The sequence below is a fragment of the Cytobacillus firmus genome, assembly GCF_023715565.1.
Classification (GTDB): Bacteria; Bacillota; Bacilli; order Bacillales; family Cytobacillaceae; genus Cytobacillus; species Cytobacillus firmus_C.
The window spans coordinates 1-13,603 of record NZ_JAMBOJ010000002.1 but is presented as its reverse complement, the minus strand read 5'-3'; the positions used below and the strand labels follow the sequence as shown (position 1 = coordinate 13,603).

8 protein-coding genes are annotated in these 13,603 nt (G+C 39.2%); 2 read left to right on the top strand and 6 right to left on the bottom strand.

All coding sequences use genetic code 11. The annotated features are described in order from the left end of the window. Positions 1 to 189 precede the first annotated feature (189 nt). The 5 genes from M3205_RS00890 to M3205_RS00870 all read right to left on the bottom strand — a co-directional run bounded on the left by M3205_RS00890 (position 190) and on the right by M3205_RS00870 (position 6,813). Positions 190 to 1,251, bottom strand: coding sequence for an MraY family glycosyltransferase (locus M3205_RS00890; protein WP_251168212.1), 1,062 nt, complete (start codon positions 1,249 to 1,251; stop codon positions 190 to 192). A 258-nt stretch (positions 1,252 to 1,509) separates the two neighbouring features. Then, positions 1,510 to 2,616, bottom strand: a complete 1,107-nt coding sequence (gene csaB / locus M3205_RS00885) for a polysaccharide pyruvyl transferase CsaB (protein ID WP_251168211.1) — start codon at positions 2,614 to 2,616, stop codon at positions 1,510 to 1,512. Between the two features lie 3 nt (positions 2,617 to 2,619). Continuing rightward, positions 2,620 to 4,482, bottom strand: coding sequence for a DUF5693 family protein (locus M3205_RS00880; protein WP_251168210.1), 1,863 nt, complete (start codon positions 4,480 to 4,482; stop codon positions 2,620 to 2,622). A 32-nt stretch (positions 4,483 to 4,514) separates the two neighbouring features. Then, positions 4,515 to 6,080: a putative polysaccharide biosynthesis protein gene (locus M3205_RS00875; RefSeq protein WP_251168209.1), complete on the bottom strand. Its 1,566-nt coding sequence runs from the start codon at positions 6,078 to 6,080 to the stop codon at positions 4,515 to 4,517. 1 nt (position 6,081) lies between these two features. After that, positions 6,082 to 6,813 carry a WecB/TagA/CpsF family glycosyltransferase gene (locus M3205_RS00870; RefSeq protein ID WP_251168208.1) on the bottom strand — a complete coding sequence of 244 codons (732 nt, stop codon included), beginning with the start codon at positions 6,811 to 6,813 and terminating at the stop codon, positions 6,082 to 6,084. A 431-nt stretch (positions 6,814 to 7,244) separates the two neighbouring features. On the opposite strand from M3205_RS00870, the gene M3205_RS00865 reads away from it, so the two are divergent. Then, positions 7,245 to 9,230, top strand: coding sequence for a C39 family peptidase (locus tag M3205_RS00865; RefSeq protein ID WP_251168207.1), 1,986 nt, complete (start codon positions 7,245 to 7,247; stop codon positions 9,228 to 9,230). 115 nt (positions 9,231 to 9,345) lie between these two features. Here M3205_RS00865 and M3205_RS00860 read toward each other — a convergent pair whose 3' ends face one another. Further along, a complete protein-coding gene (locus tag M3205_RS00860; protein WP_251168206.1) occupies positions 9,346 to 12,339 on the bottom strand; it encodes an SH3 domain-containing protein in 2,994 nt (997 codons plus the stop codon). Between the two features lie 538 nt (positions 12,340 to 12,877). On the opposite strand from M3205_RS00860, the gene M3205_RS00855 reads away from it, so the two are divergent. Further along, positions 12,878 to 13,603: transposase (locus M3205_RS00855; RefSeq protein ID WP_251168205.1), on the top strand; the 726-nt coding region annotated here is incomplete at its 3' end.

Sequence of the window (13,603 nt, the reverse complement as noted above, 5' to 3'; positions counted from 1 at the left end):
AAAACCAAAACTGGTGCCAACTAATTTTCAATTTCTTGACCATGTTATCACTCCTTAAGTTCCTTTAAATAAAAAATAACATGGATTTATTAAGCAGATATTATAGAAATGTAAAGATAATTTTCAGTTTTTTCAGTCCATTGTTACAGGCATAAAAATAAGCAACCTAATCAGGCTGCTTATATATCTTTATCTATTTTTGGCAGAGGAGGCAACTCTGTTTTTCAGCCTTTTTAACAACGGCTGATAATCCTTCCCCACTAATCCAATCACTTCTGCAAATAATTCAATTAAAAGGACGATGACCGTAATGAATAATAGAGCCCCCCACACTTTTGCCTGAGAAAAGATGATAGCTGCAAGGCCGAAGAAAACTGAAATCGCATAAATCATCAATACCGTTTGCTTGTGTGTGAATCCTAAGTTCAATAAACAGTGATGCAGGTGGGATTTATCTGGTGCTGATAAAGGCTTTTTATTCACTATCCTTCTGATGATCGCAAAAAATGTATCTGATAGCGGCACACCCAAAATGAGAATTGGGATGATAAACGAAATCATTGTGACATTTTTGAAGCCCAATAGGGATAGGACACCAATGATATACCCTAAAAAAAGAGCTCCGGTATCACCCATGAATATCTTCGCGGGGTGAAAGTTATAGAAGAGAAAGCCAAGTGTACTAACTAAAACAAGGGTTGAAACAGCGATTACGTAGGTATTCCCCATTATGATTGCCATACTTGAAATGGTGATTAGTGCAATCGATGATACGCCCGCTGCCAAGCCATCTAAACCATCAATCAGGTTGATTGCGTTCGTCACACCGACAATCCACAGGACTGTAATCGGAATGGCAAAATAACCAAATTCAATTTTCCCGCCAAAAGGAGTATTGATGGAATTAACATCCACTCCGCCCCATAATACAACAATTAAGGCAGCTGCAATCTGTACAATCAGCTTAATTCTCGCAGAAAGCTCATACTTATCATCCAATGCCCCGAGAATGACGATCAGCAAACTGCCCGCCAGTATGGGAATATGGTACTCCTTGTCAGGCTGAAAAATGAGCATTCCAAGCAAAAAACTGATATATATCGCAAGCCCACCTAATCGGGGCATTACTTTTTGATGAATTTTTCTATGGTTAGGCCGATCAGTAGCTCCTATTTTTAACGCCAATTTTTTTACAAAAGGGGTCATAATCACAGAGCATAAAAAACATAATACTAAGGTCAAGTAAAACATAAAGACCCTCCTTATGAGTATAATGCCCCTATTTCACTTTCGGAATCAGGCATATTTTTCCTAACAAATGTATATACCGAGCCTAATTATATCATACATCTGTAACAAATGGCTTTTTTATTTTGACCTAGTTTTCATATATATTACAAATTTTCCGAAAATAACCTTCAACCTGATTCCTTATTTCGACATTAACTATCTATTCCTTTAATAAGACGTTCAAGGCAGCATAATAGTTACAAGGTTTTTAGCGTTTTTTTAGTGACCCTCGCCTATTTTATCCCCCTTCGCCTCCCTTTCAAAATATTTTAGAGCTTTTTGAGCCGTATTACTCGCTTCCCGCTGCAGGCGGCCGATTGTTTCCTTAAGATGCGCAGATTCCGCCCCTTTGTTTTGCAAGGCGGCTCTTATCGCTTGTGAAAGAGATAATCCATTCCAGTCATTGTCCATTACATTACCTGCTACAGGCTGTCCGGCAATCTCGGCAAATGCTTCAATTTTTGGATCATAAGATATAGCAATGAAAGGCGTATAGGTGATTGAAGAAAAGATAAGGGCATGCAGCCTCATTCCAACCAGTAAATCGGACTTTCCGATGATGGCTATTTTTTCTTCAATCGAAGCATCAAAAGGAGCAATATAGCTCTTCTCCTTCATTTTGTCAGCCGTTTCTTTAGAAGCTTTTTCATCATGTTTTCCGTGCATGGGAACAAAAACAATCTGCTTTCCTTCCTGTGCTAAGGTATCTAAAGCCTCTGCCATCTTGCTTTTGTAGTTTGCCGAAGACGGCCAATCTCTGACGGATACCGTAACAACACTTCCTGTAAAGGCCTGCTTCTCCCACCAAATGCTGTTTTGCTCTGCAAGCTTGAGCCCTAATACAGGATCGGGCACAATTTCAATTGGATTTTTGACTCCTATTCTTTCGAGCAGCTTTTTGGATGCCTGGTCGCGTACTGTTATCTCCGTTTTTCTTAATACTTTCTTTACAACTGCCCTGCTGAAAGGATGGCGCAGCGGACCCATTCCTTGTGCATAGATAAATACCGGCTTTCTGATTATATTTGCAAATTGAATAACGCCTGAGTAATAGGGAATCGATCTAAGTTTCGTCTCATCCTGAAGAAGACTGCCTCCTCCGCTTATCAAACCATCCGAAGCAGCTAAGGCTTTGCATACCGCTAACACGCTCCAGCGGTCCACTGCCTTGACATTGTAAGTTTTCTCTGTATGTGGAGGGTTATTCGATAGTACAGTAATTTCGATTCCTGGTTCTTTTTCCCGTAAAGCCTGGATGATTGAATAAAGAATCGCCTCATCCCCAACATTATCGAAACCATAATAACCTGAAAGAACTACCTTCATTTATTAACACCTCAGTTTCCATTTCTTCTCATAAATGGACCGGCCCTGTTTATATAAAAAGATAAATAGCAGGCCGATCACTAATCCTAATACTAGGCTGTAAAAAGTCCTCAGAAGTGAAATATAGAGAGGTATATGCAAATGGGTAAAGGTGTTAACAATAGATAAATACCCGATTACACCTGGTATAAGCAAATACAAACTAATTTTTTGATGTAGGGGATAGATGTACAGGGCAAATACAAAGAACGGGAAGCCAATCAGGAATTCCTTTGTTCTCGGCCTTACATACAACACCTCTTCCAGCCATTGGCGAAAAGCAAGCTCAATGGAAGAGACGCTCCCCGCATTACCTGTCCGGCTTATATAGTACAAGCCAATAAAGCCTATTAAACCTATAACAGCTAAATGCCAATACTGAACCTTCATGTTCAGAATGCTCTTGAAGTCGCGTAAAAGCGCATAAATCATGACAAAGAGGATGGGAACGATGTAGGTCAGCTTAACCCCTCGGAACGCTTCAATCTTAATTAAATACTCATTTCCATTTAAAAGCGAAGTAATAATGATAATGCCCGCAAAGCTGATTAGAGCCGCCCGGCCATATGTCAGGAATATCCCTTTTCTATTTTTAATAGGGATGACAGCAAAAATCGGTGTAATAATGGCAACCAGTAAAGCAAGCCCCTGCAGCAGGATCTGGGTCTTCAGCAAAAAGGCGGCTGCCGCAATCAAAAACAGGCCTGCAAGCGAGGCATAGAATAAAGCCCGCCTGGAAAAAATCACTTGTACAGCAATAGAGATGAAAAGGACTGCAGCCACTAAAGCAGCCAATTGACTCCAGTACGGTACAGATATTGGATCAAATACCTGGGCTTTACCAGCTTTATAATGGACAGGCAATTGATTATTTATTGCTTGAATAAACTCCTCAGTGTTCAAAAGGGCTTCCTTAGAGTCTGACCCCTTCTCCACTCTTATGAACAGGGAGCGGATATTTCTTTCCTTTACGGCCCGAACAGCCCTATCCACGCCTTCCTCCATGCTTGGAACTTTGTTCAAGTCAATGCTGTGCAGCCGGATTATATTATAATCCAGCGCTCTGGCCATTGTACCGATTCCAACCTGATCAGAAAATTCAATGGCATAAACAGCTATATTCTCTTCCTTAAGCTTTTGAGCATACCTTTTAATCTTCTCTATGTCCGGATAGCCGATGACTTCATTACCTGAAATCAAAAGGCGATTTGATTTCTCATCTGAAAGATCAAGCAGCTGGTTAAATACATATGAATTTTTTTCATCCAATGAATTAGGCATTCTAAAAACGACTGAAAGATCTGCTTTCTTAATTTCAGTTATCATTTCTTCCGTATAGCCAATAGGTGTTTCATTGAATTGGGCACTGTTCAGTGAAGGAAAATGAATAAATTCCTTGTCTGCAATTCTGACTGTTTCTTTTGCCTGAAAAACATCCGTGAGCCGGCCTGTCAGCTTGTTCTCATTTTGGATTTGTATATATGCTCCTTCATTAGAAACCCGGTCGGCTGCATCGTCCAATTCACTATTCAGAATAGACATTTCCTGGATTCTCCCGCCGGTCAGGACGTTAATATCCCCTATGTCCTCCAGGCTATTTAAGGTTTCAGGCTGCACACTGACAGCATGCAGTCCAGCATCTTTCAAATCCTGCAAAACATCCTCCAATTTCAGGCTGGGATCCTTTGCTACCAGTGTTTGAATATCCTGAAACGGAATAACTGTTTCATAATTCCGATTATTCCATTCAGCCTGATGCCTTTTCATTAGGCCAGGCAGCGTTAAAAGAAGAGACAGAATCAATAAACTAAGAACAGCTTTTTTCACTCTCGACATCCTTTCAAAGAAAGCATCGAATGCTAATTTGTTCCTTTTGATTTCCTCTTGTTCAATAAAGGCAAGGAGGTGATTTCTGCTTTATCAATACCCCTTGTAATATATAAAAAGACAAAGTAAATGAAGGCACCTGCTATAACAGCAGCTCCGGAAAACAGCAAAGCTTTCATTCTGCTCCACTGTTCAATATTCGCATAAAGTATCGAAAGACTAATGAGCCCTCCCATAATAATGGAAGAAATCACAACAGCGGAATCCTTCCATTTCCACACAGTGAACGGAACCGCCTTCTTAATAAAAATAGTATTGGCAATAAAAATGACCACATATACGGCCAATGTCGAAAAGGCTGCCCCGATTAGGCCAAACAGACCGACAAGTATGATGTTAGCTGCAGCTTTAAGAACCACACCGCAAACGATGATATAGGCAGCCTGCTTGGCCAGATTGATTCCCTGCAAAATCCCTGTACCTAGTACAGTTAACGAAGTAAATACAGAGCTAAAGCCGATGACCGCAAGCACAGTGCTTCCTTCCAAGTCTTTAAACAGCGCCAGATTTAAAGGAAGACTTAATGCCAGCAGCCCGAATGCTGCGGGCCATGACACAAGATGTGTCAGACGGTGAGTTCTTTCCAGGATCCCCCTTGCCTTTTCATGGTTCTTTTCCGCCAGCGTTTCGGTTAATAGCGGAATAAGCGGAAGCACGATCGAGCTTGAGAATACAGTAGCAATTTGAACAAGCGACAGTCCCCGCCCATAAATTCCATACATATAGGTAATATTTTGGTCAATATCTGTTCTCTTTAGACTATATGGAATGGTCACAGAATCCACGAAATTCAAAAGCGCCATCGTGATGGCGCCGATACAGATCGGCAGGGAAATATAGAGTATCGTTTTTCCTGTTTTCAAAAAATCACTGAATGTATAACGAAATCCTTCTGATATGGGCTTTAAAGAAGAACGGGCAAACAAAATTCGCAAATATACAGCGGATGCAGCAGCCCCTAAAATGGAGCCAGCCATAATGCCCGCTGACACCGCCTCATCGGAATAATTCCTTTCAACGAGCACATAAGCAATTATCAGGATAAAGGCCACCCGAATAAATTGCTCCAGCACCTGCGAAACGGCTGTTGGCCTAATATCCTGAAAGCCTTGAAAATAGCCTCTGTACACAGCCATATACGGCGCAACAAGAAGAGTGGCCGAGACAACAATTAATGGTAAGCGGGTGCTTGCACCGCCCAGGACGGCCGCTATCGGTGCAGAAAAGCTATAAATAAGCGTAAAACTAGTTAGCCCAAACAAAAAGGCCAAAATCACTGCAGTGACATATATTTTATAAATCTTCTCATGATCTCCATGCACATTGGCTTCAGAAATCAACTTGGAAATAGCAATTGGAATTCCAGCAACTGAAAGGATCAATGCCACCATGTAGATAGGATAAACTAAGCTAAAAATACCGAGCACTTCATCTCCGGCAATATTCTGAAGCGGAATTCGAAAAACGCTGCCAAGTATCTTTGATGCAAGCGTAGCTATGGATAAGATTAACGTGCTTTTAATAAACGTTTGCTTCATGCTAGCTTCTTGCTTTCTGCGCTAAAATCTTGAAAGCGAATCTCGGCAGTGCCATCATCCGTCCAAAACGGCTTGGCTGCTTTAACAGCCTGTAAAACCATTCCAGATTCATTCTTTGCCAGATTTCCGGCGCTCTTTTCACGGTCCCTGCAATGACATCAAAGCTGCCCCCAACACCGACAAACACACCTTTGTCAAATTGATGAATATTTTCAGCAATCCAGTTTTCCTGTCTTGGCACACCTAAAGCCACAAAAATGAGATCCGGCTGCTTTTCAGCAATTTCCTGCTGAATATGTCTGCTATTCCAATCAAAAAACCCATTATGCGAACCGACTAATTTTAACTGAGGAAATTTCGTTTCAATGTTCCTTTTAGCCTTTTCAAGCGTTTCCTGCCTGGCCCCCAGCAGATACACACGATGCTGATGCTGATCTGCTAAATGAAGCAAGTCCATCATCACATCAAAGCCTGATACCCTCTCAGGAAGCGGCCTATTTAACAGCTTAGCTGCTTTTACCACTCCGATCCCGTCTGCGGTTACATAGGTTGCCTGTTCCACCACCTTCATATACGACGGTTCTTCATTGGCTTTCATTACAATTTCAGGATTTGCCGTTATCACAAAAGCTTTTTGTTCTGCATTTATATGATGGTGCAATTGATCAACAAAATGAGAGCGGGTTGCATGAACAAAAGGAACACCCAAAATGTCCACATGTTCTAGTTTCATAAGAAAACTCCTTGTCATCTTAAATTTTCTCCATTAATATACCACAAAAGATGAAGGGCCAATAATTGCCGCTTGATCATTCGAGGACAAGGATAAAGCAGGATTTTGAAGTCAGCAGTATGCTGATGTTTTTTCACCTCTATGCAATGTATTCATGAATTTTTCTTATAGAATAAGGGATTCTTATTTTGGAGTAAATGAATTCAGGGGATATTTACATTTTTTCACTTAAATGCAATATGTTTATTGAAAACTTTACACAATTATTACATCCATTTTATCCAACATTTACAGACACTATCTTACTTTCAGGTGACTGATAAACCAAAGGAAAAATGCGAATTTCGTAGAATCATGCAAAAATTCCTCTATTAATGTCATTTTATCTGCTATAAAATAGATAAGATTACTATATTTATTGGGAGGAAATAATGAACAGAAAAGGATTATTTTTTATTATTAGTTTTTCCCTCATTTTCCCAGGTTACAATCCTCAAGCTCAAGGAGAAGAAGTTGATAATCAGGGAAATGAAACTACAGGAGTAAACAATGAGTTAACGGAAGATCAGAGCAAATCTGGTACAGAAGATGTACCTTCAAATGAAGACAAGTCACAAATGGAGTTAATTGAAGTGGATAAATCAAGCATAGAAATTGAGCCTGAAGCAGAAGCCGATGAAATTAAAGATGCTTCTGAAGAGGCTGTCAAAGCAAAAGTAGACCCAACCATTCAAACAGATGAAGGAGCAAAAGCTTCTAAAGCATCGGAAGAACAAAAACAGTCTGATTCACCGGAAAAGAGAGAAAAAAAGTCATCATTATCAGCTAAACCTTCCAATACTTTAACGACAGAAAATCAGGCAATTATCAAAGGAGACACAAAGTATTTCCTAAATAGCCAGAATGAAGTCACTTACGCTGAAGTATATTCACAAGACACTATAAGTGAAATCCAGGAATTCTACCCCGGAGCAGCAATAGAAAACGCTAATCAAAATATTAAGTACATTTTCAAGCTGGATAGTACAGGAAATGTTTTAAATGCATCAAAATTAGAACAACAATCACAGCGAACAATTAACAATTATGAGTACTATCCAAATACTATTTACGGAAATCACGCAAATTCAATCAAATATGTTTTCGCTATCAATCCCTCAAATTATGTTGTATCCGCTCAAAAAAGAGAGAAAGAAACAGGACGGATCCTAACAAGGTATCAATATTTTCCGGAAACAAAATTAGGATCACATGGAGAAAAAATAAAGTATGTTTTGGACTTGGACATTTCTGGGTATGTTGTAAATGCTTCTAGAAGAGAACAAGGCACAAAGAGGATCATTTCCAGATATCAGTATTATCCAAAAGCATCATATGGCTCCCATGGCGATAAAGTCAAATATGTATTTGACTTGAATACTTCAGGGCATGTTGTAAATGCTTCTAAAAGAGAAAAAGGCACAAAGAGGATCATTTCCAGATATCAGTACTATCCAAATACATTTTATGGCTCTCATGGTGATAAAATTAAATATATCTTTGACTTAAATACTTCAGGCTACATAACCCGAGCTTCCAAAAGAGAAAAGGGATCCGCAAGAATACTTTCGCGATATGAATATTATCCAAAAACCAGATATGGTTCACACAGTGACAAAATCCTTTATATATTTGATTTAAACGCTTCAGGACATGTAACAAGCGCCAGTAAAAGAGAAAAAGGTTCACAAGTCATTTTGACTCGATATCAATATTACGCAAATGCACTATATGGAAGACATGCCTCTAAAATAAAATACTTATATAGAATGAATACAAATAGTACTTTAGCTGTTGCTACCCTCAAAGAAAATAATACAGGTGTCATTCTAAGCGACTATTATTTCAATCAGGGAACCAAATATGGGGATCATTGGTCAAAGGTAAGCGGCGTCAAATTGAATGTTCCGTTAGTAAAACAGCTGCCTGAGCTGCCGACGGGATGTGAAATAACTGCCGTCACTATGATGCTTCAATATAAGGGCGTAAACGCTGACAAGGTAAAGCTTGCTAAAGAAATGCCTAAACACTATTCCAGCCCATACCTTGGATATGTAGGTGACCCATTTACTAAGTTTGGGTGGACCATCTACCCAACTGCTTTAATGGGTATTACAAAAAAATATGCAGGCAGCTCCGTTAATCTTTCTAAGAAGTCAAACACGACAATTGAAAAACAATTATACAACCGTAAGCCTGTTGTAGTTTGGGTTTCACCTATGCATGGATTTACCGTGCACGCGATAACCCTTACCGGCTATGACAATAATGATTATTATTATAATGATCCTTGGACAGGGCAAAAAGGCGCAAAGATCAGCAAAAAAGAATTTAATAAAATTTGGAGTAACCAAGAGAAAAGAGCTATTTCCTATTAAGAATTATTAAACCCCTTAAAGTAAGCAGAAATTGCTATACTCTAAGGGCTTTTTCTATCCCCAGCACGAATGTCGGGGATAGAAAAAAGACCAGGAACTTTTCCTGGTCTTTCACCTAGTTGTGAATCTCGTTGATATAATCTCCCGACACCCATCCGGTGACTGTGGAATTAAGCATATAGATATTATACCAGCCATTGCTTGAAACTGGCTGACCCTTAACTACCACACTTTTAAGGAATGCATTCGCCGGTGCTGAACCGATGACTTCATTTCCATTAGGAGCATTTCTGATGTTTAAAGTAGTCGTAACACCCTTAATCTGAAGCAGGTTATCAATTGTTAAAGACTTTCCATATACCCAGCCTATTTTTCCGCCAACAGATATACGATACCAGCGGTGGTCATACGGATAACTACCTGTAGTTCTCACGTCCGTATTATATCCTAGAACCGTTACTTTGGTAGAAGCCTGCAAACTACTGATCACTGTACTGGAAGAAGTATAAGGCAAAGATCTAAAGTTAAGCGTTTCATTAATCGTAGCACTAATTCCTTCAGGGAAATCAATGACCACACTAGAAGGAACCGGTTTACCTGCAGGTATGTCCCTGCTTAAGTTCCCTGGAGAATTTCCATTCCCAGTAATTGCTGCAGTCGAAGAATAGTATTTGGCATCATATGACTGAATGCCCTCCATAAGGTTTGATATACCATTCTTCCAATTTTGATCTGTGGCATATCTGACATTCATTCCTGTTAAAGTAGGTCCATTATAATATGCTCCACCAGGAGTTAAATAGTCTCTTTTAACAATATAAGCTACGGCATTAATACTCTCTTCAATAGTATTAAAATAGTATCCGCAAGTGAATGGACATACATCATAAGCACCATATCCATATAAATTGTTTTTATAAGTGATTAAATTGGAGCCGCCCCATCCTGTTTCCCAAATGGCATGGGCCACTAAGTAAGCTGCATTAACCCCGTATTTATTCTGGACATTGATGAAATTTTGAGCATAGGCTTTTAAAGGACTGTCTCCTCTGCCTTTTCGGTCAAAAAAGTTTTCAATATCCTTTGCAGTGATTTTGGCTGGCTTTCTTAGGTCTAATTCCAGGAATCCAGGTTTTTCGGTACTTACATCATCTTTGTGGATATAACCTGTTTTAGGCGATCCATCGATATATACAGTGGCCTTGTACCATGATGAAGTGAAGGTTTGTACCTTTAATTCGGTGCCTCCGCTATAGGATTTTAGGATACTTGCACTTCTGGAAGCTGTCGAATGGACATTTACTTTGCTGGCAATCCCCCAAACGGTAAGGTTGACCGGAGATTTCATACTGTTCTCTACATCACCGGCTTTAATATAACCCGTACGTGCTTTCCCACTGATATAGACAGTGGCCGAATACCAGCCTGGTATAAATGTCTCATACTGAAGGATACTTCCTTGGCTATACGATTTGATTGCGCTCGAGCTCGCCGAAGGTATTTCATAAACCTTTACAGGCGAAGTCAAGCCAACACCTATATATTTCTCTGGGCTGATAACCGGATTTTCCACATCATTTGCACTGATATAGCCTGTTGTTGCCTTCCCATTAATGTACACAGTTGCTGAATACCAGCCTGTCACAAAGGATTGATATTTCAAAATGCTTCCCTGTACATATGATTTTAGGACTGCAGAATCTGCTGAAGGCTTTTGATAAACCTTAGTAGGAGATTTTATTCCTACACCACTGTACGCTACAGGATTCTCCATGGCATTTTCCACATCCGATGCTTTAATAAATCCCCTTGTTGCCTTTCCGCTAACATAAACTATACATTCATACCAGCCTGGAATAAACGTTGAATACTTTAATATCGTTCCGGCTGAATAGCTTTTTAGCACCTTGGTTCCATCAGCAGCCTGGGAATACACATTTGTCGGGCTTTTTAGTGCCACACCCTGCAGACTCAATTGTTTAGCTGCTTTATCCTCTACATCATTTTTATTAATATAGCCTGTTGTTGCATTTCCATTAATATAGACAGTGCACTCATACCACTCAGAAGTAAAAGTGCGATATTTTAAAATTGTTCCCTGTGCATATGTTTTAATGACAGAAGAACTTTTCGAAGCCTTGGTATATATATTGGTTGGAGATTTTATGCCCACTCCCTCAAGATTAGTTTTAGAAGAGGCAATATTTTCAACATCTGTCTTCTTTATATACCCAACAGTTTCTTTACCACTGATATACACTGTCGCACGATACCAATCTGTTGAAAAAGTTTCGTATTTTAATATGGTACCCTGCGAGTAGCTCTTAAGAGATTTAGAGCCAGTTGATGTTTCAGCATACACATGGGTAGGGCTTGCTAGTGCAATTCCTTCATGGCTAACTGATTCGATTGATATACTTTTCAAAGACATAGCTTGAAACTGAGACCTTGCAGGGGAAATTTCTTGCTTTCCTTCTTCGATAGTTATTACTTCCTCTTCGGAAGGCTCCTCCGGTTCCGCCTGCTGTTCATCAGCTTTTACCTGTTCGTTCTCAGGTGCTTCTATAGTCTCTGAGACAGTTTCTTCTGTAGTGCCTTTATCCTGATCCACGGATCCTTCTTGGGAAAGATCCTCATGGCTATCTTCTTCTTGCAACTGCTCCCCGTCAGCATCAGCATTCGAAGCCTCATCATTAGCATCCGCTTCCTCTAATTCGGCATCCTCACTGTTTGGGACGGATTCGGGTTCCTTTTCAGCCCTATTAAGCCTGAAATCTTCCGCATTAGATAGATCTACCAATCTGGTATTCTCTACATACCCTTTCCAAAGAGTATTTGTTTTTGCATCTTTATACTCCAGAAAAGTAAACTCTAATCCTATTTCTAAAATAGATACTACGGTATCATCCTCAATTAAATAGGCAATGTCGCTTTCTATAGAATCACTTTCATAAAGCCTGACTGTTCCACCAGATTCTTCCGCAAAAATCACAGCTTTTTCTGGTTCCATTTCAGAAGCCATGACAGCTGAGGCTGACTGATAAGGTAAATACTGCAAAATTAAAATAAAAATGAGAAAATATACAATTGATTGTTTTGCTTTTTTCACTAAACTGCTCCCCTATAATAATTTTTTGCCTTGCCATATATGCAGACCACCTAAATTCCGTTTACTAATAAAGAAACAGTCTATTTATAATGGGATCCTGGCACTATGTGGCTATAAAGCAAACTCACTACGCCGTTCATCAGACCATGAAAGTATGTGAATGGATTCCTTATCCATTACAAACGGGTACCAACCAATATTTAAATTAAATTTTTCCTATAGTATAAAATCCCCCCTATTTTTTCATATCCCTTACTAATCTACCAAATTACGACAAATTACTCTATACTTTTTCGAAAGTTTTAAAATAATATTAAATATTGCACGCAAATTTTCATAGATACTTTCTCCTATATAGCTTTCCTTTCTAAAAAATGCAAAAAGAGGCTGGGACAAAACCCACCTCTGAAATGAAAAAGCCGGTGACATTTTACGACGAGTAAAATGTCACCGGCTTTGATTGTTTTTGAGAAAAATAAGGACCACTTCTGATACAATTAAGTTACCATACCAAATCAAATCAGAAAGAAGGGTCCTTATGTTTAAAAATTATAACATGAATCAATTAGTTCTGCCTTTGGATTGTGAGGTAAATATACAAAAAAATGATATTGCCTTTCATGTCCATCACTTAGTTGAAAGTATTCCTCAAGAAGCCTTTGAACCATTTCTTCGAAATGAGGGCTGTCCCGCCTATCACCCACGTATGATGCTTAAAATTATTTTATGTGCCTACACTCAATCTGTCTTCTCAGGGCGCAAAATTGAAGCTCTATTAAAAGACAGTCTTCGTATGATGTGGCTTGCTCAAGGGTATGAACCAAGCTATCGTACAATCAACCGATTCCGTGTTCAGCCAGAAGTGAAAGATTTAATTCGCCAATGTTTCGTTCAATTTCGCTGTCAATTAGTAGAAGAAAAATGTATTGATCAAGAAGCGGTTTTTATTGATGGTACAAAGATTGAAGCGAATGCGAATAAATTTACGTTTGTCTGGAAGAAATCGATTGAAAAATATCATCAAAGTGTAATTGAAAAATCAAATCAGCTATATAGTGAGCTTCTTGAGAACGAAATCATTCCTGAAATTAAACGTGAAAGCGACGAACAGTTATCATTGGAAGAGCTCAATCAATACGTTCAAAAAGTGGACGAAGTCGTTACCGAATATGATAAACAGATTGAAGCATCTTCAGACGTTATAGAACGAAAATCCATAAGAAGTAAACGCAAATATCCGAAACAAGTGCGTAAGCAGTTGATG